Source organism: Clostridium sp. K04 (assembly GCF_019734375.1).
Lineage (GTDB): Bacteria > Bacillota > Clostridia > Clostridiales > Clostridiaceae > Clostridium > Clostridium saudiense.
Window position 1 is genome coordinate 1 of record NZ_JAASHD010000043.1, and the last position, 26,888, is coordinate 26,888.

26 protein-coding genes and 2 pseudogenes are annotated in these 26,888 nt (G+C 26.7%); 19 read left to right on the forward strand and 9 right to left on the reverse strand.

What is annotated here, in order from left to right; all coding sequences use genetic code 11:
* Window positions 1-99: 99 nt before the first annotated feature.
* The gene (locus HCG70_RS14730; protein WP_042403108.1) at window positions 100-1,101 is read left to right on the forward strand and encodes a polysaccharide deacetylase family protein; all 1,002 of its coding nucleotides are present in this window, start codon (window positions 100-102) and stop codon (window positions 1,099-1,101) included.
* Between the two features lie 269 nt (window positions 1,102-1,370).
* Window positions 1,371-2,363: a polysaccharide deacetylase family protein gene (locus tag HCG70_RS14735; RefSeq protein WP_221697915.1), complete on the forward strand. Its 993-nt coding sequence runs from the start codon at window positions 1,371-1,373 to the stop codon at window positions 2,361-2,363.
* Window positions 2,364-2,728: 365 nt separating this feature from the next.
* On the opposite strand, the gene HCG70_RS14740 is transcribed toward HCG70_RS14735, so the two are convergent.
* A complete protein-coding gene (locus HCG70_RS14740; RefSeq protein ID WP_055277581.1) occupies window positions 2,729-3,286 on the reverse strand; it encodes a class IV adenylate cyclase in 558 nt (185 codons plus the stop codon).
* A 388-nt stretch (window positions 3,287-3,674) separates the two neighbouring features.
* On the opposite strand from HCG70_RS14740, the gene HCG70_RS14745 reads away from it, so the two are divergent.
* The 3 genes from HCG70_RS14745 to HCG70_RS14755 are packed head-to-tail and all read left to right on the forward strand — an operon-like array spanning window position 3,675 to window position 5,671.
* Window positions 3,675-4,037, forward strand: coding sequence for a GntR family transcriptional regulator (locus HCG70_RS14745; RefSeq protein ID WP_042401775.1), 363 nt, complete (start codon window positions 3,675-3,677; stop codon window positions 4,035-4,037).
* A gap of 4 nt (window positions 4,038-4,041) precedes the next feature.
* On the forward strand, window positions 4,042-4,914 hold the full coding sequence (locus tag HCG70_RS14750; protein ID WP_055277577.1) for an ATP-binding cassette domain-containing protein: 873 nt from the start codon (window positions 4,042-4,044) through the stop codon (window positions 4,912-4,914).
* A 1-nt stretch (window position 4,915) separates the two neighbouring features.
* Window positions 4,916-5,671: a hypothetical protein gene (locus HCG70_RS14755; protein WP_195951826.1), complete on the forward strand. Its 756-nt coding sequence runs from the start codon at window positions 4,916-4,918 to the stop codon at window positions 5,669-5,671.
* A gap of 49 nt (window positions 5,672-5,720) precedes the next feature.
* On the opposite strand, the gene HCG70_RS14760 is transcribed toward HCG70_RS14755, so the two are convergent.
* Window positions 5,721-7,082: a dicarboxylate/amino acid:cation symporter gene (locus HCG70_RS14760; RefSeq protein ID WP_055292188.1), complete on the reverse strand. Its 1,362-nt coding sequence runs from the start codon at window positions 7,080-7,082 to the stop codon at window positions 5,721-5,723.
* Window positions 7,083-7,422: 340 nt separating this feature from the next.
* Here HCG70_RS14760 and HCG70_RS14765 point away from each other — a divergent pair, with 340 nt between their 5' ends.
* From HCG70_RS14765 to HCG70_RS14780, 4 genes are all read left to right on the forward strand, one after another.
* Window positions 7,423-7,608 (forward strand): hypothetical protein, encoded by a 186-nt coding sequence (locus HCG70_RS14765; protein ID WP_042401791.1) that lies wholly within the window; start codon window positions 7,423-7,425, stop codon window positions 7,606-7,608.
* Window positions 7,609-7,879: 271 nt separating this feature from the next.
* A complete protein-coding gene (locus HCG70_RS14770) occupies window positions 7,880-8,749 on the forward strand; it encodes a shikimate dehydrogenase (protein WP_042401793.1) in 870 nt (289 codons plus the stop codon).
* Window positions 8,750-9,041: 292 nt separating this feature from the next.
* On the forward strand, window positions 9,042-9,488 hold the full coding sequence (gene aroQ / locus HCG70_RS14775; protein ID WP_042401796.1) for a type II 3-dehydroquinate dehydratase: 447 nt from the start codon (window positions 9,042-9,044) through the stop codon (window positions 9,486-9,488).
* Window positions 9,489-9,682: 194 nt separating this feature from the next.
* The gene (locus HCG70_RS14780) at window positions 9,683-11,686 is read left to right on the forward strand and encodes an FAD-dependent oxidoreductase (RefSeq protein ID WP_042401799.1); all 2,004 of its coding nucleotides are present in this window, start codon (window positions 9,683-9,685) and stop codon (window positions 11,684-11,686) included.
* A gap of 559 nt (window positions 11,687-12,245) precedes the next feature.
* On the opposite strand, the gene HCG70_RS14785 is transcribed toward HCG70_RS14780, so the two are convergent.
* On the reverse strand, window positions 12,246-12,920 hold the full coding sequence (locus HCG70_RS14785) for a TrkA family potassium uptake protein (RefSeq protein ID WP_042401801.1): 675 nt from the start codon (window positions 12,918-12,920) through the stop codon (window positions 12,246-12,248).
* A gap of 11 nt (window positions 12,921-12,931) precedes the next feature.
* The gene (locus HCG70_RS14790; protein ID WP_353933929.1) at window positions 12,932-13,465 is read right to left on the reverse strand and encodes a potassium transporter TrkG; all 534 of its coding nucleotides are present in this window, start codon (window positions 13,463-13,465) and stop codon (window positions 12,932-12,934) included.
* 272 nt (window positions 13,466-13,737) lie between these two features.
* On the opposite strand from HCG70_RS14790, the gene HCG70_RS14795 reads away from it, so the two are divergent.
* The 8 genes and pseudogenes from HCG70_RS14795 to HCG70_RS17525 all read left to right on the forward strand — a co-directional run.
* On the forward strand, window positions 13,738-14,277 hold the full coding sequence (locus HCG70_RS14795; RefSeq protein WP_042401804.1) for a DUF4342 domain-containing protein: 540 nt from the start codon (window positions 13,738-13,740) through the stop codon (window positions 14,275-14,277).
* Window positions 14,278-14,423: 146 nt separating this feature from the next.
* Window positions 14,424-14,972 (forward strand): ubiquitin, encoded by a 549-nt coding sequence (locus tag HCG70_RS14800; RefSeq protein WP_195955571.1) that lies wholly within the window; start codon window positions 14,424-14,426, stop codon window positions 14,970-14,972.
* A complete protein-coding gene (locus HCG70_RS14805) occupies window positions 14,972-15,652 on the forward strand; it encodes a response regulator transcription factor (protein ID WP_042401809.1) in 681 nt (226 codons plus the stop codon). The genes HCG70_RS14800 and HCG70_RS14805 overlap by 1 nt, the downstream gene beginning before the upstream one ends.
* The gene (locus tag HCG70_RS14810; RefSeq protein ID WP_055277563.1) at window positions 15,645-16,898 is read left to right on the forward strand and encodes a cell wall metabolism sensor histidine kinase WalK; all 1,254 of its coding nucleotides are present in this window, start codon (window positions 15,645-15,647) and stop codon (window positions 16,896-16,898) included. Before HCG70_RS14805 ends, HCG70_RS14810 begins: the two co-directional genes overlap by 8 nt.
* A 39-nt stretch (window positions 16,899-16,937) precedes the next feature.
* Window positions 16,938-17,705: a sugar phosphate isomerase/epimerase gene (locus tag HCG70_RS14815; protein ID WP_055277561.1), complete on the forward strand. Its 768-nt coding sequence runs from the start codon at window positions 16,938-16,940 to the stop codon at window positions 17,703-17,705.
* A gap of 289 nt (window positions 17,706-17,994) precedes the next feature.
* The gene (locus HCG70_RS14820) at window positions 17,995-21,261 is read left to right on the forward strand and encodes a sensor histidine kinase (RefSeq protein ID WP_260457834.1); all 3,267 of its coding nucleotides are present in this window, start codon (window positions 17,995-17,997) and stop codon (window positions 21,259-21,261) included.
* 243 nt (window positions 21,262-21,504) lie between these two features.
* Window positions 21,505-22,203, forward strand: a complete 699-nt coding sequence (locus HCG70_RS14825) for a hypothetical protein (RefSeq protein ID WP_154821335.1) — start codon at window positions 21,505-21,507, stop codon at window positions 22,201-22,203.
* A gap of 140 nt (window positions 22,204-22,343) precedes the next feature.
* A pseudogene (locus tag HCG70_RS17525) lies at window positions 22,344-22,451 on the forward strand (ZIP family metal transporter); the annotation flags it as partial.
* A gap of 134 nt (window positions 22,452-22,585) precedes the next feature.
* Here the strand turns inward: HCG70_RS17525 and HCG70_RS14830 are convergent.
* Window positions 22,586-22,756: pseudogene (locus HCG70_RS14830) on the reverse strand (winged helix-turn-helix transcriptional regulator); the annotation flags it as partial.
* 23 nt (window positions 22,757-22,779) lie between these two features.
* Here HCG70_RS14830 and HCG70_RS14835 point away from each other — a divergent pair.
* Window positions 22,780-22,968: a hypothetical protein gene (locus tag HCG70_RS14835; RefSeq protein ID WP_195949604.1), complete on the forward strand. Its 189-nt coding sequence runs from the start codon at window positions 22,780-22,782 to the stop codon at window positions 22,966-22,968.
* Window positions 22,958-23,137 carry a hypothetical protein gene (locus HCG70_RS14840; protein ID WP_042401826.1) on the forward strand — a complete coding sequence of 60 codons (180 nt, stop codon included), beginning with the start codon at window positions 22,958-22,960 and terminating at the stop codon, window positions 23,135-23,137. The genes HCG70_RS14835 and HCG70_RS14840 overlap by 11 nt, the downstream gene beginning before the upstream one ends.
* 112 nt (window positions 23,138-23,249) lie before the next feature.
* Here the strand turns inward: HCG70_RS14840 and HCG70_RS14845 are convergent, their stop codons facing one another.
* The 4 genes from HCG70_RS14845 to HCG70_RS14860 form a co-directional block, all read right to left on the reverse strand.
* Complete coding sequence (locus HCG70_RS14845; RefSeq protein WP_221697916.1) at window positions 23,250-24,353, reverse strand: DHHW family protein; 1,104 nt, start codon at window positions 24,351-24,353, stop codon at window positions 23,250-23,252.
* Window positions 24,354-24,462: 109 nt separating this feature from the next.
* Window positions 24,463-25,353, reverse strand: a complete 891-nt coding sequence (locus HCG70_RS14850; protein WP_221697917.1) for an MBOAT family O-acyltransferase — start codon at window positions 25,351-25,353, stop codon at window positions 24,463-24,465.
* A 23-nt stretch (window positions 25,354-25,376) separates the two neighbouring features.
* Window positions 25,377-25,754 carry a DUF4358 domain-containing protein gene (locus HCG70_RS14855; protein WP_195951388.1) on the reverse strand — a complete coding sequence of 126 codons (378 nt, stop codon included), beginning with the start codon at window positions 25,752-25,754 and terminating at the stop codon, window positions 25,377-25,379.
* Between the two features lie 247 nt (window positions 25,755-26,001).
* Window positions 26,002-26,790, reverse strand: coding sequence for a GDSL-type esterase/lipase family protein (locus tag HCG70_RS14860; protein WP_221697918.1), 789 nt, complete (start codon window positions 26,788-26,790; stop codon window positions 26,002-26,004).
* Between the last annotated feature and the right edge of the window lie 98 nt (window positions 26,791-26,888).

Genomic DNA, 26,888 nt, shown 5'->3' on the forward strand with positions numbered 1-26,888 from the left:
GTATTATTTAGTCTCGCAAACTTATTGTATTTCCTTAGGTTGAGAAGAGCAATGTTCATATAACTTAACAGATCGATTATATCAGTAGGGGGGAAAATAATGATAGGGAAAAAGTATAATAGCAAGAGAAGTAAAATGGATACAATTAAAAAGCAAAATATTACTGTCTTAATTATATGTGTGATAGTAGTTGCTGTAACAATAATAGGAGTACAGTTTATTCCTAAAAAAGAAAATAGTACTTTAAAAGAAAGTATAGCGAGTAATAAAGAAAATGGTAGTTTAGATGAGTCTAATAAAGAAGATGAATTAGTTCAAAATGATCAAGTAGTTGGAGAAGAGTTAGAAGTTGACTCAAAAAACAATGTTAATTATATAAAATTAGAGGATGATCCTAATGCAGATGATGCAGCTATGGTTTCTGAAAATACTAAAGGGCTTTTAAATGGAACAAAAAATTATCCGGTAAGAACAGATGGTAAAAGAGTAGTTTACTTAACTTTTGATGATGGACCATCAACGACAAATACACCACAAATATTAGATATATTAGATCAATATAATGTTAAAGCAACATTTTTTGTTTTAGGGAAGATGTTAGAAGCCGGAAATGGTGAGAAAGATGTACTAAAGGATATTGCTGAAAATGGACATGCTATAGCAAATCATACATATGGACATGATTATGCTTATTTATATCCTAATGGAACTATGAATGTAGATAATATTGTATCAGATGTTGAGAAAAATAATGATATAATGAAAGAAATATTAGGTGATGATTTTTCAACGAGAGTTATTAGATTTCCAGGTGGATATTGGTCATGGGAAGGTCGTACACCTATGAGAGATAAGATGATTGAAACTGGATATTGTAATATTGACTGGAATGCATTAAATGAAGATGCGCAGGGAGCTGCAAAAACTGCTGATGAATTAGTTCAAAAAACTAAGGAAAATATAGAAAGATTAGGCCCAGATGCAGATAGTGTTGTCCTTCTAATGCATGATACATATGGAAAAGAAGAGACAGTAAAAGCATTACCTCAAATAATAGAATACTTACAAGATAAAGGATTTGAATTTAGAACAATTAAATAATAGAAATTAATGCAGATTAAAAATTAGGATAAGTTTTGTCTTATCCTTTTATTTTTTTATAAAAATATAATTATTGGAACTTTATTTAAAGGTAAAAAGTCTAATAAATATTATTGTATTTAGATTTTATTTATTTGTAACACTTTTGTAACGAATTCGACTATAGTTATATTGTATATTAGTAGTGAGGAGAAAATGTTTATATATTAAGTAAACTTAAAATAAAATATAAATCAGTGAAGGGATGTCAGCAAAGGATGGGTAAAAGAATGAGGAAGCGAAATAAGAAGAAAAGAAAACAAAGACAAGTAGCGATTATATTGGGGAGTATATTAATAGCAGTGTCGATAGTTTTATGTATTAAATTTATACCAAAGCATGAAGAACAAAAGTTACAAATTACAATTCCTAATGAAAATCAAAATGGGACAAGTAATAATACAGAATCTAATAATGAAAATGAAGTAGAAAATAATAAAGATCAATCAGATGATAAAGATAAAGTAGAAGAAAATAAATTAGATAATAGTGGTTACTTATCATTTGAAGAAGACCCTAATGCTGATGATGCTGCAATGGTTGCTGAAAACACTAAAGGGCTTTTAAATGGAACAAAACATTATCCAGTAAGAACTGATGGTAAAAAGGTAGTTTATTTAACTTTCGATGATGGACCATCAACAACAAATACACCACAAGTATTAGACATATTGGATAAATATAATGTTAAAGCAACATTTTTTGTTTTAGGTTCATCCATAGATAAGAGCGATGAAGCAAAAGAAATATTAAAAGAAGAAGTTAAAAGAGGACATGCAATAGCAAATCATACATATGGTCACGATTATTCATATTTATATCCTAATAGAACTATGAATGTAAATAACATTGTATCAGATCTTGAGAAAAGTCAAAATTCAATGAAAGCAGTATTAGGTGAAGATTTCTCAACAAGAGTTATTAGATTGCCGGGTGGATATTGGTCATGGGAAGGTCGTACTGCAATGAAGGAAGCTATGGAACAGAATGGATACTATAATGTTGATTGGAATGCATTAAATAAAGATGCTGAAGGGAAAATGAAAAATTCTGATGAATTAGTACAATGTACTAAAGAAAGTGTAGAAGCTTTAGGACCTAATGCAGATAGTGTAGTTCTTTTAATGCATGATACATATGGGAAAGAGGAAACAGTAAAAGCTCTTCCAAGAATAATAGAGTACTTACAAAGCCAAGGCTTTGAATTTAGAACTATAAAATAGTATAAAGTTATTAATTCAAATTGGATTGTGACTAAAACCGCACATCTGATAATTAAAAAAACGCAAATGTAATATTAGTAATGTTTATAATTAAAGTAGTGGTATGGCGATTGCAACTATAATTTACTTTACTATGCATATATAGAAAAAAGAAATATTATATTGAAGGGAATATTGAAATTGAACCGTAGAATTTAATAATTGATGGAAGATAATTTGTGTGAAGAAGATTATATGTTTGAACATAGTGAGTTTATAATCTTTAGCAAATTATCTGGAATCAATTATATAAATTCAAGGTGAGATTTAACTAATTCCCGGAAGTATAATATTTCTTTTTTTCGCTATTATACGTTGAAACTGAATTATCGCCCTTTGATTTCTCCTTCGATTCCTCTTTCAGCTAAAATTTCATAAATAGTCTTAGAAGTAGTGTCAGCTAAAGTATAACCAATTAATTTAAGAATTTCTTCAAGCTTTTCTTCAGAAGTAGTTTCAATTTCTAAGTATGGGAAAGGACAAAAACTCTTATCATTAATATCAATTTCAATTAAAGAATCATTAATTTTATAGCTTTCTCTATATTTAGAAATAGATTCTTGAAGTACAAGACCTAAAGATTTAAATATCCTTCTAGCCATTTCTCCATCTTCAACAATGGTTTCATTTTCTTCCATAACTTTAAAAGTGCCTTGACTTAACATTTTTTTAGTAGTCATAAATACAGTTTCTTTTCCTGTAAGTCTATCAATAGTAGTTCTAACTCTAGCATATCCCTTATTAGCTAAAAGTCTACCATCTTCAAAATCATATATTTCATTAACTTGGTCTTCAGATTTAACTTTAATTGCACCTAAAGATTTCATTTTATTTCTAATATCATCAACATCAATATCCATTACTCTAGTTTCTAATTCTTTCATTAAATAGTACTCCTCTCAATTTTAAAATAATAATAGTTCTATTATACAATAAATAAGTTATATTAAAAATAATCAAGTGAAGAGCCCTTTATTAAATAGGAATAAATTTAGAATATAAATAGGATGAAATATATATGTATGATAATAAGTTAGATTAAATAAAGTATTGAGTGATTTTTATAGAGAAGATTGCTTAATAAATTTGAAATAATAAATATATAGTATAGATAGATTAAAGGAGTTAATGCTTGTGATTAAGTGTAAACTCCTTTTTTGATGTAAAAATATACAAGTTAAATATTGACAAAAACAGCGATTGGTTATATAGTTAGTTATATAAGTAATTAACTAATTAACAAACTAATAAAAAGGAGGTTGGATATATAATATGATTATAGAATTTAACAACGATATTCCTATTTACATTCAAGTAGCGCAAGCAATAGAAGATAGTATTATAAAAGGAATATTCAAAGAGGATGAAATGATACCATCAACTACAGAGATATCAGTGAAATATAAAATAAATCCTGCTACAGTAGGGAAGGGATTTAATATTTTAGTTGATGAAGGAGTTATATATAAAAAAAGAGGTGTTGGGATGTTTGTTTCAAAGGGAAGTAAAGAATTGTTAATGAACAAAAGGAAAGAAAGCTTTTTTAATGATTATATAGTTACACTTTTAGATGAGGCAAAGAAGTTAAATATATCAATAGAAGATATTATAAAGATGATTAATAAAGAGGGGTAAAGATATGTCTATAATAGAGATTAAAAAGGTCAGTAAGAGTTATAACAAAAAGCAAGTCTTAAATAATATAAATATAACATTTGAAGAAAATAAAATTTATGGGCTATTAGGAAGAAATGGAGCTGGAAAGACTACCTTATTAAATTTAATTACAGATAGAGCAGTAGTAGATTCAGGTGAAATAACTATTGATGGCGAAAATGTTTATGAGAATGATAACGCTTTAGAAAAGATATATTTTATGACGGAAAGAACTTTATATCCGGAAGATTATAAAGTAAAAGAAATATTTAAATGGACTAAAGAATTTTATAATAATTTTGATAGTGAATATGCTTTAGAATTAGCAAAGAAATTTAATTTAAATATAAATACTAAGATAAAAAATCTTTCTACAGGATATAACTCCATATGTAAAATAATAACTACACTTGCTTCAAATGCAAATGTTTTAATATTTGATGAGCCAGTACTTGGACTTGATGCAAATCATAGAGAGTTGTTTTATAAAGTGTTAATGGAAAATTATATTAAAAGTCCTAAAACTATAATTTTATCTACTCATATTATTGAAGAAGTCTCAAACTTAATAGAAAAGGTAATTATTTTGAATAATAGCAAAGTTATAAGTAGTGATGAAGCAGAAGAGTTATTAAAAAAGGCATATACAGTTTCAGGTTTAACTGAAAATATTGATAAATTTGTAGAAGCAAAAAATATAGTAAATGTTGAAGAAATAACATCATTTAAATCTGCAACTATAATAGGTAATTTAACTAAAGAAGATAAAAAGTTAGCAGAAGATTTGGGGTTGAAGTTTTCAAAGGTTGAATTGCAAAAGTTATTTATATATTTAACTGAAAAGGAGGAAGTTTAATATGAAAAGTTTAAGAATTGCAAAAATGAATATCCAATCGGTTATGAAATCAGCAATGGTATACTATTTGATTTTTATTGCTATAGTTATGGCTTTATGTATAGGTAATTATGTTGGTGGATTAAAAAGTACAATGTCAGGTATAGAATTTGCAACTGTAATTTTCTTATTTGTTTGTGGATTAAACTCCTTTAAATCAAATTTCTATTTTGCTAAAAGTAATGGTATATCTAGAAGGACATTTATTAAGGGGTTATTAATATCAAGTATTCCATTGGCTTTAATTATGTCAATCATAGATATTATTATAAATAGAGCAAATAATATTTTTATTAGAAATCCTACTTTATATGATATGGCTTATGGGAACCTAGTGGATGGGATGAATAATGTTTTTAATGGAATGTGGGTACAAAGTAATAGTTTTACCACAATTTTAAATACAATATTATTTCAATTTTCATTTTATCTTGTAGCTTATATAGTTGGAATAGTTATTAATATGATTTATTATAGATCTAACAAATATGTAAAAGTTATTGTATCAGTTATTCCAGTGGGATTTATAATATTTAGTGGGAATTTTTCGATAAGAAATCCAGGGTTAACAATGAAAATAAATAAGTTTCTTGATTATATATTTGGATTTAATCCGGTAAATGTGTTTGCTTGTATACTAACATTTTTAATATTAGTAGTAGTTTTATCAGGTATTGCATTTTTATTAATTAGGAAAGCAGTAATTAAAGAAAGATAAATAATAAATTAAGGAGTATCTATATTAAGTTTAGATACTCCTTTTAATATTAACTATTATATATTTCTTTATTTAAGCAACCTTCAGAATTAGCTACAACTACTGCAGTTGCAGAATCTCCAATTACATTTAAGCAAGTAATTAGCATATCTATAGGTCTATTTATAGCAATAATTAATGAATAAGCTATAAGTGTAGCTTCATTATTAAATCCCATACCTGTTAATACTGTAAAAAGTATTATTGATGATGAACCAGGTGCAGAAGGTGTACCTATAGAAGCTATTAATGCTAAAACTGCTATTAATATTACATTTTGAATAGTAAGGCTATATCCAGAACTAGCTGCAATGAAGATAGCGGCTATAACTTGCATGATTGCAGTACCGTTCATGTTGATAGTCATGCCTAAAGGAAGTACAAAAGAAGCAATATCTTTATTAACTCCAAGTTCTTCAACTGTTGTTTTTTCATTTAATGATAATGCAGCAGAAGAAGCAGCGGCTGAAAAACCTAAAAGAGCAACTTTAGCAATCTTTTTCATGAATATAATAGGATTTAATTTAGTGTTTAAATAAACAAATACTGGATAAGCAATAACTAAGAATATTATTGATGCAATGGCAACAGTAAGCATATAGGCTAATGCTGGCTTTAAACGATCTAAACCATATACTGCAAAAGTTCTAGTAATTAATACAAAAACAGCAAATGGACTAAACTTAGTTATAATAAATCCTAAAAATACACTAATTATATTATTTATATCGATAAGTAAATTCTTTAAAATTAATATCTTTTCACCTAGAGCATTAATACATAAACCAACAACCACAGCTAAAAATACTATAGATAATACCATTGAATTATTAGTCATAACATTAGCTATGTTATTTGGAACTGCATTAAGTACTACAAGTAGAGGATTGCTACCAGTAGATGTAGTTACAGATGTAGTAGCGCTACTAGAAAGATTAACATTAAAAAATCCAAGTTTGTAAGCTGAAAATCCGAATACACAGGCAGTCGCTAATGCAAATACAGAAGTTATTAAAAAACCTAACAATGTTTTTGATGATATTCTTCCAAGTTTTTTAGTATCACTAATATGACACATAGCAAGAGCTATTGATGAAAATACCATTGGAATTATTATTAATTGAAGGCAGTTAATAAACAATTGGCCCATTATGTAGAAAATACCTAAAGAATTCCTTCCTTCTTCAGTTGTTATATCTTGAAACAGAATACTATTAATACTATTCCAGATTAATCCTTTATCATTAGCAAGCAAGTATTCTCTTAATAAAATGAAAGCAGTACCAACAATTAAAGCTAGTACAAGAGATATTGCCATTCTTATAGCTAGCGCAGTAGATTTGTTTTTTCCTTTTGTAAAATTAAATTTCATAAAATTATCTCCCAATAATTAATATAAGTTGGTTAATAGAATAACTTTGTAAAGGTTATCTATAGGTAGATTTAAAATTAAGTGTTTAATATTATATTAATGGAATATAATTATTTAACGTTATGATAAATAATATATTAGATAAAATAATATGTCAATAATTTAACTATTGATATAAAAGGAAGTTATAAGAATTTAAAAGGTAATTATAAAAATATAAAATTAAATCTATAGATAAAAACTATAATATCGATAGAAAATATCTATAAAAAGAATTACTTATTAAATAAAAAAGTGATAAAATATTTATATAATTATAAATTATAAGGGGGCATACAAAATGAAATTTAATAAGGTAAATATGGGGCAATATAATATGATGAAAGTTAAAGAAGTACTTAAATGTAGCATTTGTAATGAGGATACTAACTATGTAGATTATTGGAATGGAAATAAATTTTGTTCTACAGAATGCCAAGAAAAGTATTATAAATGGATGAAGACAAATAAAGGATCAATAGCATAGTATATTTAATATGATGAATTATTTATAATTCATCATTATTTTTATGTATTTATAAACTGTAGTTATGTAAAATAATTAATATATAGCTTATATCTATAGATAATGTTGTTAAAATCAATTGGATTAGTATGGAGTGCTGGAATATAATAAAAGAGAATTAAGTGTTAAATATTTAACGTTCATTATTTTTATAAAAAATATTAAGACGGATTAAATGGATTAATAATAGCTTAAGATAAAATAAGCTATTTACTATAAAGGAGAGAATACAATGGAAAGACGTATTTCAGGTTATACTACATTAATAGGATTATTAGCAACACCAATTAAGCATACAAGTTCACCAAAGATGCATAATGAAGCATTTAGATATTTAGGTTTAGATTATGCTTATCTTGCATTTGAAGTTGGAAATGATGGATTAGAAGATGCAGTAAAGGGATTAAAAGCAATGCAAGCTAGAGGTTGCAATGTATCAATGCCAAACAAAACTGTTATTCATAAATACTTAGATAAATTAACTCCAGCTGCAGAACTTGCAGGAGCAGTAAATACAGTTATAAATGATAACGGTGTTTTAACTGGACATATAACTGATGGTGTTGGTTATATGAGATCATTAAGCGATGCTGGATTTGATGTTATCGGTAAGAAGATGACTATAGTTGGAGCTGGTGGAGCAGCTACAGCAATTTGTATCCAAGCAGCTTTAGATGGAGTAGCTGAACTTTCAATATTCAACCAAGATGATGAATTCTTTGCAAGAGCAGAAGAAACAGTTAAGAAGATAAATGAAAAAACTAACTGTAAAGCTAAATTATTCAGATTAGAAGATAAAGAAGCTTTAAGAGCAGAAATAGCTACTTCAGCAATATTCACAAATGGTACTGGAATGGGTATGAAACCATACGTTGGTCAAACTTACATAGAAAAAGATATGTTAAGACCAGATCTTATAGTAAGTGACGTTGTATATCAACCAGCTAAAACTAGATTATTAGAATTAGCAGAAGAAGTTGGATGCCCAACTATAAATGGATTAGGAATGATGTTATTCCAAGGTGCAGAAGCATTCAAATGCTGGACAGGACAAGAAATGCCAATAGAACACATGAAAGAATTCTTATTCGGAGATAAGTAAGCTTCCAAATTTTAATTTGGCAAAGCGAACTTACACCTACGACGAATAGGAGTAGGTGTTTCCTAAAAAGCTTCCAAATTTTAAGTGACACTCTAAATCTTAGATTTAGTCAGTGGAACTTACCTACTTGGTAATTTGGCAAAGCGAACTTGACTGAAACTCCAAATTTTAATTTGGTTAGTTGAAGTTACACACAGTGTACACCTACGACGAATAGGAGTAGGTGTTTCATTAAAAAAATAATATGAAATAAAATAGAGTAGTGCATAAGTGCATCTAGGAGGAAATAAATATGAAATTCATGGTAATAAACGGACCAAACATAAACATGATAGGTGTTAGAGAAAAAGGAATATACGGATCAAAGAGCTTCACTGAAATATGTGATTATATAAAAGAAGAAGGAGAAAAGAGAGGACACGAAGTAACTCTTCTTCAAAGCAACTGCGAAGGAACTATGATAGATTTCTTACAAAGAGCATACTTTGAAAAATTTGATGGTGTTGTTATAAACCCAGGAGCTTATACTCACTATAGCATAGCTTTACATGATGCAATAAAAGGAAATACAGGAATCCCAACAGTAGAAGTTCATATTTCAAATGTACATGCTAGAGAAGAATTCAGAAAAGAATCTAAAACAGCTCCAGCTTGCATCGGTCAAATGTGTGGATTTGGTGAAAAAGGTTATGTTTTAGCTATGGAAGCTTTAGAAGACTATATCACTAGAAATAAATAAGATTTGAATAAATAACGGCTGTTGCAATATGCACAGCCTTTTTTAATTTGATTAAAATCAATAGATAATATCTATTAAAAAAGCTTAAAATATTCATTAGATTTATAGTTTTAATAGAGTTATACTTATGTAAGAGATAATAGGAAAACAAAAGTTAAAACTTTATCAATATATAATTTATAGGAGAATGTAGGATGAATAAGTACCAAAACATATTTACACCATTAACAATTAAAAATATGACTATTAGAAATAGAGTTGCTATGCCTCCAATGGGAACAAACTACGGTGGAGCTATGGGAGATTTCACTGAAGAGCATGTTCAATATTATGAAAAGAGAGCTAAAGGTGGAACTGGATTAATAATTGTAGAAAATGCATGTGTTGATTTCCCTATGGGTTCAAATGGAACAACTCAAATTAGATTAGATCATGATAGATATATGCCAAATCTATTTAGATTAACTGAAAGATTACATAGACATGGTGCTTGCGTTGCTATTCAAATAAATCACTCTGGAGCATCAGCTGTACCAGGAAGAATAGAAGGAAATACACCAGTATCTTCTTCAAATGTACCTTCAAAAACTGGTGGAGCAATTCCAAGACCATTAACAGTTGAAGAAATATATGCAATTGCTGATAAGTATGCAGATGCTGCAAGAAGAGCTCAAATGGCTGGATTTGATGCAGTTGAAATTCACGGAGGACACTCTTACTTACTATGCCAATTCTTATCACCTTTATACAATAAGAGAACTGATGAATTTGGTGGAAGTTTAGAAAATAGAGTAAGATTCCCTAAATTAGTATTAGAAAAAGTTAGAGCTGCAGTAGGACCAATGTTCCCAATAAGCTTTAGATTTAGTGCAGATGAATTCATGGAAGGTGGAAACACATTAGAAGATACATTAGAAATGATGGAATACCTTATTGATGAAATTGATATATTAAATGTATCAGCTGCAGTTAATGATACACTTCAATATCAAATAGATGCTAACTATTTAAAAGATGGATGGCGTTCATACATGGCAAAAGCTTTCAAAGAAAAGTTTAATAAGCCAGTTATAACTTCAGGAAACATAAGAAATCCAGAAGTTGCTGAAAAGATATTAGCAGAAGGACATGCTGATTTATTAGCAATGGGACGTGGACTTATAGCTGATCCAGAATGGGTTAACAAAGTTAGAAGTGGAAGAGAAGATGAATTAAGAAAATGTATATCTTGTAACATTGGATGTGCTGGTCATAGAATCGGAATAAACAGACCAGTAAGATGTACAATAAATCCAGAAGTTATTTTAGGAGAAGAAGCTCATACTTCTATGAAAGTAAACAAGCCAGTTAACGTTGTTGTTATTGGTGGAGGAACTGCAGGGTTAGAAGCTGCTTGTACAGCTGCTGAAGTTGGATGTACAACATTCTTATTTGAAGCTAAACCTTACTTAGGTGGATTAGCTAGAGAAATAGCTAAATTACCAGCTAAAGATAGAATTAATGATTTCCCAAATTACTTAATTAACAGAGCTAAGAAGTTAAGAAATCTTTATATATTTACAAATACTACTGCTACAATGGAAGCAATAGAAAACTTAAAGCCTGATGTAGTTGTTAATGCTACAGGATCAACTCCATTATTACCTCCAATTACAGGATTACATGATAGAGTTGATAAAGAAGATTCAAAAGTATTATCAATCTTTGGATTAATAAATAATATTGAAAAGTTCAATGAAATGGACTTAGAAGGTAAGAAAATAGGAGTTATCGGTGGAGGAGCTGTTGGACTAGATGTAGTTGAATACTTCGCTCATAAAGGTGCTCATGTTACTATAGTTGAAAGAATGCCAGCTGTAGGAAATGGAATGGATATAATAACTAAGCTTGACTTTATGACTATGCTTAAGAAGAAGGAAGTAGATGTAAGAGTTGAAACTTCATTATTAGAAATTAAGGATAGCAGCTTTATTGTTAATAAAGATGGAGTAGATGAAGAAATAAGCTTTGATTATGGATTTGTATGTTTAGGAATGAGAGCATACTCACCATTAATGGCTTCATTACAAGAAAACTTTGCTGGAACTAATGTTGAAGTTGTTAACATTGGTGATAGTGTTAGAGCTAGAAGAATTATTGAAGGTGTTGAAGAAGGTAGACATATTACTGATACACTTAAGAGAATTGGAGCTCTTTAATAGAGAATAAGTATAACCCAGTTGATGAATAAGCTGGGTTATTTTTATGCCAGAAATATCAGTTGAGATAAAATAAGTATTTAATCCAAAATTGTAATGGTTATTTATGGGATATTGATGGTGTTTATAAATTATGATATTATTTTAGTGTTCATCGGAGGGTATATATACGATTGTTATATGCTGGATAAGATGGTTGGATAAGACCAACTATCTTATCCAGCATTTTTGATTTTCAGGAGGATTTTTATTTATGGAAGAAAAATTAACATTGTAGGATACAATGTAGTTAGTGGAATGTTAAGGGGATTAGGAAATTCAAAGGTACCACTATATTTTGTAGCAGTTGAATGCATAATTAATAATGTGTATGATATATTTCTATTTAGGAAAATGGAAGAAAAATAGTAAATCTTTAATTCTTCTAATATTTTAGATTAATTTACTAAAAATATTATATAAGCAAAGTAAATAATAAAGATAAACTTTATAGTTTTATAGCCTTAGCCATTAATTAAAAATGGTTAAGGTTAATTATTACATATATGTTGATATACACTTATTTAATATCTAAAAATTCTTCAAGAGCTCGTATATTAATTTTTTTACCTATGACTACAAGTAAGTCATCTTTTCTTAATATACAGCTAGGATCAATTTCTATTATTGTATTTCTATCTCTTTCTAAAGCTATAATATTTAAATTGAAATTATCACGTATTTTAGAATTTGATATTGTTTTTCCATCTAATCTATCAGTTATTTTAATTTTTTCTATATGAATATCATTATTTAATTCAATGAACTCTAAAGCCTCTTCATTTAATAGTCTATTTGCAATTCTAACAGCCATATCACTTTCAGGATATACAACTTGTGCACCTATTTTTTCCAAAACACAGCCTTGTTCATAAGTTATTGCTTTAGAAATTACCCTAGGTACCCCTAGGTTAATAACATTTAATGTAGTTAAGATATTTACATCTATTTTTTCACCTATGCATACAAATACTGTTTCACAATTTTGAATTCCAGTTTCTTGTAAAGTTTCTTTGTCTAAGTTATTAACTACAAATGCGTTATCTGTAAATCCTCTAATATTCTTTATTTTATTTTCATCACAATCTAATACTATAACATCTTTTCCTGATTCTATTAATGTTTTTGCTAAGGAAAATCCAAATCTTCCTATTCCTATTATTCCAAACTCTACTACTGATTTATAATTAAACATAAACATTTCTCCTATCCTATTATAACTGTTTCTTCTGAGTAACATGCATCTGATGGCTTTTTAAAGCTCCAAATAGTGGCTATTGTCATAGGTCCTAATCTTCCAATAAACATAATTAAAGAAATAATAAATTTACTTAAAGCAGAAAGATCAGGTGTTATTCCAGTTGATAATCCCACTGTACCAAAAGCACTAGTTACTTCAAATAATAATTGCATAAAAGTATAATTTGGTTCTAAAATACTTAAGATAAATGTTCCAATACATATAACAAACAATGCTAAAATGGTAACATTAAATGCCTTTAGTATTACACCAAGGGGAATTTTCCTTTTAAAAGCAGTACAATGTTTGTTAGTAGACGTACTATAAATACTTTTATTTAATGTAAATAAAGTTGTAGTTTTTATACCACCACCAGTAGATCCAGGTGACGCCCCTATAAACATTAAAATAATTAATACAAATAATCCGGCATTTGTAAAATTACTTAATGGATAAGTACTGAATCCTGCCGTTCTAGCAGATGTACTGAAAGTTAATATCTATGTATTCCCATGTAGTTTTATGGATAATTATATATAAATGGATATCTAATTTCAATAAGTTTATTAATCTTCCAATGTTAAAAATTTATAACAAAAATTTAACAATATTTTAACGGCATTAATATTATTTTTAAGTAGTATTCTTTTTTAATCTAATTTTAATCTTTCTTATATTTTAGATTAATTTACTAAAAGTATTATATAACCATGGTAAACAACAAAAATAAATTTATCTGAAGTTTAGAATTCAGTTTATGGAGGTTATATAAATGGAAAGAAATGAAATGATTAAAAAATTAATGGAGAAAGCTTATGTAACTAATGAAGAGGCACAAGAAGTATTAGAAAAATGTAATTGGGATCTTTTAGATGCAATAATTTACTTAGAGAGAAATGGAAAAGTAGAAAATAATGAAACTACTACTATTATTGAAGTAAAAGAAGAGGAGCAAAAGAAAGAAGATTACAGTAAAAAAAAGGACGAAAGCTATGGTGGAATTGGAGAAGTTATTGGAAGAATATTTAAATGTTTAGGAAAGATTATTTCTAAAGGAAATAAGAATTATTTTGAAATTAAAAAGGATAATGAAAAACCAATAAGAATATCTTTAACAATCTCAATAATTTTATTAATACTATTTATGCCACCAACTGTAGTATTATTAATAATAGGTTTATTCTGTGGGTATAAGTATTCAGTTGGAGGACCTAATATGAATTGTGATGGAGTAAATGATGTTTTTGAAAAGGTATCAGAATCAGCGGATACTATAAAAAAAGATTTTAAAAAAGGATATGAAGAAAATTAATATAGCATAAAAGGAGTCTTGAATTATTTTCAGGATTCTTTTTATTTTTGTGGGTTATTTAGAAATATTTTGTATAATGGTATAATTTAATAAATAGGGATAGAATTTAAATAATGTGTTAGTAAATAAAAGTTGGAGGAACATTTGTGGATAAGCTTAATCTTGTAGAAAAGTTAAGAGAAAAAACAGGGATAACTTATGAAGAAGCAAAATGTGTATTAGAAATAAATAATTGGGATATACTTGATTCAATTTTGTATTTGGAAGAGCAAGGAAAGGTAAAGAGACCTTCTGTTAGTATATTTTATACTAATGAATATAATGAAAACTATGAAGACGAAGATCAACAATTTAATTTTCAGGAAGTTAAAAAAGATAACAATTATAAATCGAATAATAACTTTGAAGGAATTTTTGAAGCTATATGTAAGGTTATAGATACATGCAATAATATTTTTATAGAAATAAGGGGTAAAAATAATTTCTTTTTAAAGCTGCCTCTTACAGTAGTTATTGTTCTTTTAATATTTGGATTTTGGATATTAATACCTCTTGTTGTCATTGGATTATTTTTAGATATAAAATTTTCAGTAGAATCTAAAAAGGTTAATACTGATAAGACTAATGATATTTTAAGCAAAATATCAAAAGAGGTACAAAATATTAAATCAAAAATAAAGTCTGGAGGTAAATAATGATTAAAGTTTTAGTTGTTGAAGATGAAGAAAAAATTGCGAGATTTATAGAACTAGAATTAATTCATGAAGGGTATAAAGTAATAAAAGTTAATAATGGGAGAGAAGGGCTTGAAATTGCTGAAAAGGGTGAAGTAGATTTAGTCCTTCTAGATGTTATGCTTCCAGAGCTTAATGGACTTGAGGTATTAAGGAGACTTAGAAAAACATCAGATATTCCAGTAATAATGTTAACAGCAAGGGATGCTGTTATGGATAAGGTGTCAGGGCTTGACGCTGGTGCAGATGATTATATAACAAAGCCTTTTGCAATTGAAGAGTTACTTGCAAGAATAAGAACAGCACTTAAAAAGAGAATAGTTACAGCAAAAAAGGATGAAGATGTAATAAAATGTGGATTATTAAGCTTAGATAAAATGAAGCATAAAGTAATGTATGATAATAATGAAATTGAATTAACTAATAGAGAGTTTACCTTACTACAAATATTAATGGAAAATAAAAATATAGTATTAACTAGAGATGTACTTATTGAAAAGGCATGTGGCTATGATTATATTGGAGAAACAAATGTAATAGATGTTTATATTAGATTTTTAAGAACTAAAATAGATGATGTTTTTAATACTAAAATAATAACTACAGTTCGTGGTGTAGGATACGTAATAAAAGATGAGTAAGAAGAGAAAAACAAAGAATGTTATATCTATTGCAATAAAGCTTAATGCAATACAAGTAAGAGATTTATTTTTTAAGTTCCTTATAATAGATACCATTATTCTTATAATTTTAATAGGATTATGGTGTATTGATGCTGAAAAAAACTTTTATGGAGAATTAGTAAATAATGCTCAAAGATCAATAAATTTTTATCCAATAGAAACGGCTACATATACGGTAATATGGGATAATGGAAAAACTATGGTTAAGGAAGCAAGTGATTTCTTATATAATATAAGAAAAATATTAATTATAATCGGAATAGTAGAATGTATATTTTTATTAGAAGAAATAATATTTGGTACAGCTAAGGTTAGAAGAATTTTAAAGCCTCTTAGTGAAATAGCAGAAACAGCAGACAGACTTAGTGATATGGTATTTGATGAAGAAAAGTTTCATAGTTTAGAAGATGCTATATCAAAAATTAGTCCTACTTCTTCAGAAGAAAGAATTCATATTGGAGATAGTGAGTTTAAGGGGTTAGAGGATGCTATTAACAAATTATTAGATAGAATGAGAGATTCTTATAGGCAACAGGCGCGATTTGTTTCTGATGCTTCACATGAACTTAGAACTCCTATTTCAGTAATTCAAGGTTATGCAAATATGCTTGATAGATGGGGAAAAAGTGATGAAAGTGTATTAGATGAATCTATTGAAGCAATAAAGTCTGAAGCTGAAAATATGAAAAATTTAGTTGAGCAATTATTGTTTTTAGCAAGAGGTATTAACGGTAAAACTCAGCTAACTATAACAGAATTTTCTTTAAGTGATATGATTAAGAATGTTGTAGAAGAATCTAAAATGATAGATGATAAACATATATATAGTTATATTAAGTTAGAGGATGTTAATATTTATGGAGATAGTGGTCTTCTTAAGCAAACTGCTAGGATATTAGTTGAAAATGCAGCAAAATATACTGAAGAGGGAGAAGATATAATACTAAAAATAGGGAGAAATAATAAGGGAGAAGCTTATTTTTCTGTACAGGATAATGGAATTGGAATGGATGCTGAAGATGTGCCACATATATTTGAGCGTTTCTTTAGGGCTGATACTGCGAGGGTCAGAAAAAATGGTGGTACTGGGCTTGGATTATCTATAGCTAAATGGATCATTGATAATCATAATGGATATTTTAGTGTTTTGAGCAGAAAGGAAATAGGTACAAGAATTACAGTGTATCTACCACAAAACAAATAGAAAAATTTTAAAAATTAAGATAAAGAGAGAGTAGATATTATGGGGAAAATATATATATCACAACTTTTCCCAGAGGAGAGAGTTAATAAGATATTAAATAAGTATGATATTGGACTTGAAATAATTGAGTTTGGAATAGGATATACATTAGATAAAGATGACAATGGTATAGTAGAATATTACAAAAGAAATGGTGAGTTAATAAAAAATAGACCATTATCTATACATGGGCCATTTTTAGATTTAAACACAGCAAGTTTTGATAATATGATTAAACAAGCTACATTAACACGATACAATCAAGCATATTCTGTTGCAAAAAGGTTAGGTGCAGATAGAATAGTTTTTCATTCATGCTATTATGATGATGTATATTTTAAAGATGTATATATAAATAATTCCTTAGAGTTTTGGAATGAATTTTTAATTGATAAGGATGAAAGTATAAATATACATATTGAAAATATGTATGATAAAGATTTATTAGTTTTAAAGGAGCTTGTTGATAAAATTAATAGCAATATTATTTCTATTTGTTTAGATATAGGTCATGCAAATTGTTACTCTAATCAATCATTAGAAGAAATAATTAAATTATTAGGTAGTAGAATAGGACATTTACATTTAAATAATAATGATGGTAAAAAAGATAGTCATCGTGGATTTAATAGTGGAAATATTGAGGTTATAGAGACATTAGAATTGATAGATAAATATTGTAATAATCCATCAATGACAATTGAAGTAAGTGACTTTAAGGAAGCAGAAGAATCAATCTCAATTATAATGAAAAGAAATAATAAGTAAATATTAAGTATATATGAAGTATATATAAAGGTTAAATCAAATAATAAAGGTTAACTTTTTAATTTTCTTGCCAAATAAATAGTAAAAATTAAATAGGGGATTAATGGAAATAATAAATATAAAATAGAACTAGTTCGATGTTAAGCTAGTTCTATTTTTTTAAGAAAAATATTAAAAAATTGATAATTCGAAGGAAAAATGTACAATATTATTGAAAAAATGTTAGTTTTTATATAATATAATTGGTAATATTTTAATATGTGATAGATATAAATGGGGTAGTAGATTAATGAGATTAAAAGCAGTAATAAATGTAGTAATTATATGTGTTTTAATTAATATTTTTAGTTTTAAAAGCACATCTGCAGATATATTAGGAAGAGAAAGACAGTTTGATAAATTATCTGTTACTGAAGGACTTTCTAATGATTATATAACAACAATTTTTCAAGATAGTAAAGGGTATATGTGGATAGGTACACAAGATGGGCTAAATAGATACGATGGTGAAGTAGTAAAGACATATAATGCAGATATTAATAGCTCAAATTCTTTAAGTTCAACATATATAAATGTTATAGTAGAAGATGATTTCGGAAATATATGGATCGGAACCGATAACGGTTTGGATATTATAATAAATAATATTTATGATGTAGTACGGGTTAAGGAATATAAGAATATTAAGTATAATTTAGGAGAAGTAGAAATTACAGCAATATTAAATACTAGTTACGAAGAAAATATTATGTTAGTTGGTACTTCAAATGGATTAATAAAATTAAATATTGAGACTTGGGAAGCTGAAGAATTTTATAATGATGAGGGAGATGATAACTCATTGACCAATTCGTATATAACATGTTTAGAAGAGGACTTATATAATTGTATATGGGTTGGTACAAAAAATGGAATAAATATAATAGATAAAGATTTTAAAATTGCATATAGTCAAACTAAAATATATGAAAATAAATTATTTATTTATGATATTGGGAGTAATAGTTTAGGGGAAATGTGGATTTCTACAAAAGAAGGAATTATTATATGTCACATTAATAATGTTGAATCAATGCAAATTGTTATTTTATCAAGTTATGGTGTAAAATTATATAGCTTTGATGAAGATAAGATAGAGAGTATTTTGGAAAATCAATATATAGATATATATAATAATAGTTTTATTATGAGTGATAGTAAAGATAATATGTGGATATCTAGTAGCGATGGAATCAAAGTGTATTTTAGAGATATTATGGAGATGGTAGAATTTAAGAAAGATATAAAAATACAGAATGATATTTCTAGTAATGTTATAACATGCTTTTATGAAGATATTAATGGTGTAATATGGATAGGTACTGATAGAGGGGTAAATATATTAACAGGGAATAAACAATTTAACCATACAATAAGAAATGATCAAGGCGGTGGGCTGTTATATGATAAAGATATAATGTCTATTTTACAACATGGTGAACAAATATGGGTAGCTACAAAATTTAATGGAATATACATATATAATAAAGCTGGAGATTTAATAACCCACTTAGAAAAAAGTGATAGTGAGATTAATTTAAATGATAATTATATAAAAAATATGTTTAGTATAAATAATCAATTTATTATTATTACTACTAATAAAGAGTTACTAGCAATTGATACAAAAAATTATTCATATACACGTGATACATATGAGCAGGATTATTTTTATGAAGTGAATTATTTATATAATGATGGAGAAAAAATATGGACAGCTACTGAAAAGGACTTTTACGCTTATGATATTAATTCAGAAGAAAAAATATATTATAGCAATGAATTAAGGGAAGCTAATATAAATCCAGGTAATATAAAATATATTATAGCAGATAATAAGGACAATGATATTATTTGGCTAAGTGGTAGTGATACTGGGGTAATTAAATATAGTAAAGAAAATGGTATTATTAAACAATATATTAATGACTCATCAGATAAAAAATCATTAATTAGTAATAATATAAATTGTATGACTTTTGATGAGTTGGGGAATTTATGGATAGGAACTAATATGGGATTAAGTAAATTGGATGTAGTGTTAGAGAAATTTACTTCATATACAACGGCCGAAGGATTAATTAATAATTTCATAAATTCAATATTACCTGATAAAGATAATAATATTTGGATAAGTAGTAATAAAGGATTGAGCAAATTAAATTTAGCAACAAAAGATATAATAAATTTTACTGAGATGGATGGGATATATGGGAGTAAATTTAATTTAAGATCTAGTATCATATGTAGAGATGGAACTATGATGTTTGGAAGTACAAAAGGGATTACTTACTTTAAACCAGAAGAAATAGTTGAGCCGGAAAAAACTAATGATAAAGTAGTTATTGGAGATATTTTAATAGGAAAACGAAAGGAAGTTTATGATGAGAATGAACTAATTTTAGAGTATGATGATAAAGATTTATTCATTGATTATTTCTTACCTGATTACAGTAATTTAGATAATATAACTTATGAATATATGATTGAAGGAATTGATTCAGATTGGATATATGTAGATTCTAGTAGTGACTTATCTATAAAATTTTTAGAGCCAGGTAAATATATTTTAAAAATACGAGCTAGAGATGGACATGGTAATTTAACTGAAGAAACAATTATGAATATGAGGGTTAAAAATCCTATATGGAAAACACCTATAGCTTATTTAGTATATATATTTACAGTAGGGGTAGTAGTTTTATATATCTTTACTTATGTTAAGATATTAAGAAAATTAGTAAATCAAAAGACAATGAAATTAAATAATCAATTAGAAGAAAATAAAAGGTTAAGTGAAGAAATAATAAATAAAGAGAAATTTAAAAATAATTACTTTGTAAACTTATCACATGAGCTTAGAACACCTATAAATGTAATATCATCAACAGTTCAATTAATAAATACTTTTAATAAAGAAGGTTCTATCAATAAAGAAAAGTTAAGTAAATATATGCAGATTATAAGTAAAAATTGTGAGGGCTTATTAAAAATAATAGGTGATATTATAGATAGTTCAAAAATAGAAACTGGTCATTATAAAATTAATAAAGAAAATAATGATATAGTTTATATAGTGGAAGAAGCTGCACTTAATATGAGTAAATATATTGAGGAGAAAGGCTTAACTCTTATAATTGATCCAGATATGGAGGAAAAAGTAATATCTTGTGATGCTACTGAAATTGAAAGATGTGTGATTAATCTATTAGGTAACGCAGTGAAATTTACTCAAGAAGGTGGAGAAATATATGTATTTATTTCAGAGGTTAATCAATACATTGAAATCACTGTAGAGGATACAGGTATAGGAATATCAGAAGAGGATCAAGAGTTTATCTTTAAAAGATTTTCACAAGTGGATGGGGCTAATATTACAAAGGTAAGTAGTAGCGGTATTGGGCTTACACTTGTTAAGTATATAGTTGAGCTGCATGGAGGATATATTAGACTTGAAAGTGAAGTTAATAGCGGAAGTAGGTTTACTATAGGACTTCCTAGTGTATTGGAAGAGTAAGTTTTTATTAAATTTAGAAGTTAGAATTAACTAAGGTTCATGTTAGCTATAACTTTTTTCAGTAAGAAATATAAATGGTTTTAGTATAGAGCAACTAAAAAAGATAACAATTATTATTAAAAATAAACTAATAAACTTATCATGTATTAGATATATGGTAAGTTTATTTTTATGGCTATAAAATGATAGAAAATAAATTCAAATTCAAATAGTGAATTAAAGTTAAAAGGGGAGTAGTGGATTATGATTAATAAAAAAACTATCTTAGATGATAATGCATCAATTTATAAAAAGCATAGTGATAGGCCGAAAAAAGAATCATTAAAGAAAATGTCTAAAGAAGAAAAATGGCAATATTTCAAAGATTATTATTTAAAAAAAGTGATTGTTTCTATAGTAATTATTATTGGTATTGGCTATTTTTTGAATATAATGGTATTTAATAAAACTACAGATATTTTAGCAATAGGATTATTTGGTGGGATAGAAATTAATAATAAAGAGGAAGTTCAAGAAGAGTTAAGATCTGTATTAGAAATTACTAATGAGAAAGATGTTATATCAATTAAAAGCTTACAAGAAAATGATAGAAGATTATTTGATTTAATGGGTGCTGATGCAATACAATTATTGATTATGAATGAAGATGACTTTAAATCATTAAGTGAAAAGGGAGCATTAACTGATTTCTCTACAATTTTAAATGAAGAAGAATATAATTCTTTAAATAATAAATTTGTAATGGCAAAAGTTACAGAGCTAGATGATAAGGGTAACATTGCAAGTATAAGTGACGAAGCACCTTATGGAATAAAGATTGATGATAAAGTATTATTAAATGGTGAGATTTATTCAGATGAAGATATATATATAGGAATACTTATTGATTCTAAGAATACTGAAAATGCTAAACAAGCATTATTATATATGATTGAAAAATAAAAAAGGTTCCTGATTAAATGGGTATATTTAGTCAGGAACTTATTTATAATATATAAATATTTATAAAGATCACAAGAATAATTGATAATAATTATCAAATGAGTTAATATAAAAATATAATTTATTTTAATAAAGGAGGTCATGTTGTTGTTGAAGAATTAATTCCAGAAAGCTCAATTGGAGATCATTCTGATATAGGGACAATAGGATTTGCAATTATGATGATTTTAGATGTGGCATTATCCTAGTAGATAATATTATAAATATAATTAATTGATTAATGGATATTATTCTTAGAATGAAATGAATTTATATAAATAGTGATAAAATTATACAAAGCTAATCATTCTAAATAGTTAAAGGAATGATTAGCTTTTAATTTTTATTTTTTACAAGAAATAACTATATCATGGTTATTTGCATAATCATATGACCAGTCATATAAATCATTTAATATTTTTTCTAAACAACGACCACCTTCAGTAAGAGAATATTCTACCTTAGGTGGAACTTCAGGATAAACCTTTCTATTAACTAACCCTTTTTCTTCTAAATTTAACTTATGCAGAAATGTTTATGCCAACAACAAACTATTGGAATGTTATTAATGGAACAACTCCGGATGAGGTATTCGAAGATGAAGAAGGTATGCAAATAATGAGAGTATTAGGAAATAATATGGCATTTTTAATGAATGCCTTAGAGGGTACAAAAGCTACTATGTATGCTCAAAAAATGAAAATAAAGTATTTACATGTTTTATAAGATAAAAATGGATCAATTAGAAGATAGAATGAATTATATTAGTGAATTATTTGATCTTTCTAAAAATATTAAGCCTTATTGTGTTCTACCAATAGGATATTCAACCGTAGAGATAAATCAAAAAGATAGATATGATGAAAGTAGAATTCATAAGGAAATATATAATTAAGAAATATAAAGAATAGTTAGATCATATAAGGATACAAACTATGAAGTTAGGTGTCTAAATATTTTGCTAGTAGATAATTATATTTAATTATCTACTAGCAATTTTTGTTTTGTTACATTCCAATGTTTAATATAGAATCATCGCTATTAAATGTATTAGCATTATATAAAAATAATATATCTGTTATTTCTTTATTTTCAATTAGAGTATTTAAGTCATCATAAAAATACCTTAAATCAACTACATTAATTTCACCATAATGAGAAGTTAAAAAAGGTAAAAAACAATTTGCGTATGAGTCTTTTATAATTAATAATTTATTATTTGGATCACCTAAGGTTTTTATATTAATTAGGGGATGATTTCCGCCGGTAAACACATTATATTTATCCTTTTTATCTAAATATGTATTGTCAAAGAGACTTGTACTTTTCTTTTGCTCATCTACATAAGTCACAATAAAGTCAGATTCTTTAGGTATGTATATATCAATACTGTCTGCCTTTTTACCTTGTATACCTATTTTAGAAGATAAACTTCCATAAAATGAATCAGTAACAGTAACAACATCAAAGTTTTCAATAGAATTTGGCGTTAAGCCTAATTTTTCACACATTACAGTGTAAGCAATATAAGCACCTTTACTTGTCCAGTGGTGATCTGTTTTATAAAATATGTACTCATCTTTATTTTCGCTTAAAGCTTCATATGGATTTATAGTGTTAATATTACTGTTTAATCCAGAAAAAATAGTATTTATATAAGATAATTCATCATCATTAGGAGCATATTTAGGTAAATTATCTTCAAGAACCTTAGTAGCTGTAGGGGTTAGCATAAAACTTATATTTAAGTTTTTATACTTTTCAGAAAAAGAATTTATGGCGTCTATTTTGGCTTTAGTTTCCTCTTCTGGTCCCTCTTCAAACTTTTCAAATAACTGTCCATCTTCTCCGATAAATACAGAGTTAATTTCAGTTTTTCCAGATAGCTTTTCTAAATTAGTCTTGATACTGACAAATCCCTTTCTTCCAGCAAAATTATCTTCTACATATTTTGTGTAGTTCTCAACAAAATCTCCACTTAAGAAGCCTTTTATTGTAAATTTAGGCATTGTTGCTAATACTCTATTTTCCTCTTCAGAGAATGTCTTATCGATTTTTAAGACATTAAAAAGTATTATAACTGTAATAAAGCATATAAATATTAAAGCCATAAGTACATTTAGAGCTCTATTATATTTTTTGATTTTTCTTTTATTTATTTCATTTCTTTTAGTTTTATATTTTTTTGGGGGATTTTCTATAAAAATACCTCCTTAAAACCTAAAGTAAAGGTATATAAATATATTCTCTAAACCATCCTCCTAATGAAATATGCCATCTTCTCCAAAACTCAGTTATACTTTTTGATATATATGGATAATCAAAGTTCTCTAAAAAGTCAAAGCCAAACATATTAGCAAGACCTATTGCCATATCTGAATATCCACTAAAATCAAAGTAAATTTGAAGAGTAAAAGCAATTATACCTATCCAAGCTAATATAACAGATAAATCACTTGAATTTAATTCTTTTACTTGTGACCAAATTAAGCCTAGATTATTAGCTAGTATTACTTTTTTGCCTAAACCTATAATGAATCGCTGAACTCCTTTTCCAAATTTATTTATACTTTCTTTTCTATTAGAAAGTTGTTTATATATATCAGTATATTTAACAATTGGGCCTGCAACAAGCTGTGGAAACATTGTAATATAAGCTGCAAAATCTATTAAGTTTCTTTGTGGTTTAGCTTTTTTCATATAAATATCAGATATGTATGATATTTGTTGGAATGTATAAAAGGATATTCCAAGTGGTAGAGCAATAGTTTTAACCTTTAAATCCAAGCCAATAATAGATCCTAAAGATTCTATAGCAAATCCATAATATTTAAAAAAGAATAGTATGCTTATATCTATAAGTAGTATTGTTATAAAAATGAATTTAGATTTTTCTTTATTGTTAATATGTACTCTAATTAATAAAGCGCCTAAATAGTTTATAAGTATTGATATAATAATTAGTACAATGTATATAGGTTCACCCCATGCGTAGAAGATTAAACTAGCTAAAAGTATAATAGTGTTTCTTAATCTTTTAGGAGCAACATAATAGCTTATTAAAACTAGTGGTAAAAATATAAATATAAAAATTAAGCTGCTAAAGACCATAGTTATTCACTCCAATTATTTAGTTATTTAAAGTTATCTTTAATTAGTTTATATATAGATGAAGAATTTTCAGAGATAATAAATATTAAATATTGTCCTTCTTCTTCTAATATGGCGTTTTCAATGATTCCATATTTTTCAGGATTATAGTTTTTAAAGCTTTCACTTTGTTTTTCTAGTCTTGTACTAACTTTTGTTTTAATTTCATCCATGTTTGCGCCATGTTTTAACTTCAATATTAATATTTCTTCAACATCCATATTACTTTTAGGTGCATAAGATATAAAATCTTCAATAGATCCTATATTAATGTAATATAAATTTTTTAATGTTTTTTCATCTCCAATATTTATGGAGTCTAATTTTAGGTTTTCTTCTAAATTAGCTTTTATTGCGGACATATCGGCACTCTTAATACTTAATATAGGATATAAACCTATGAATAAAGATATAAGTATAACTATTTCAAGTAAATAATATTTTGTATACTTCTTTTGTTGGTTAAATTTTATTTTTTTATATTTATGTATCATATATAGTCCTCATTATAAATTTAATAATATTAATTAATCCATCAATTATGAAAATTTTAAATTATATAAAAGTATTTATATGGTAAAGTAAGTTTTGTTATATATAATTTAAATTTTACTGTATGTAATTAATAAGAAAGTCTAACCATAATGTATAGAAATCATATTTATAATGAATTCCATCTTGTTCATGCAAATAATCTTTTTCAGTTATTACGCTGGCTAAATCTATATACGTACTACCTGTGGCGGTTGCAACTTCGTGAACTTTCAATCTAAAGTTATTTAAGTTTTCATTAGTTAATCTAGGATTGGTGTTAACTGCATTATCCATTACAGGAAGGGGAGATATTAAATAAATATTTGTTTTTGGTAGTACTGCTTTAATTGAATTAATAAGTTCAATATATTTTTCTTTAAATGCATTGGAGCTTTCTTCAGATGAATTACTATCAAAGGCAATAACATCATTCATACCATATAATAAAACTAAGTTTTTAGGATTAATATCTTGAAGCTTGTCCGTATTTTGCAAAGCATTTACAACAGTATCTCCTTTATTGGCAATTACGTTATAGCTATCTAAAATACCAAATTCAGATAATGCTTCAGTTATGTAATCTCCCATGAAAATAGTATTTTCATAGTATTTACTATAATTGATATCCATTTTTTCAATGGATTGATTTTCAATGTTATCATTTTTTTTATTTAAAATATCATTTTGATAAGTATCTATTTTATCTTGCAAATCAGCTAAAGATTTATTTTCAAGTTTTACAAGATAATCTTTTCGAGATTGACTTTTACTTTGAAAAACTCCATTTAACATACCTGTGATAAATGAAAATATAATATAAAATGACATTGCTAAGGTAATTACAGTTAATATTTTTCTTCTCATTTTATCTTCCTCTTAAATATTATCGATCTGTTAAGTTATATGAACATTGCTCTTCTCAACCTAAGGAAATACAATAAGTTTGCGAGACTAAATAATAC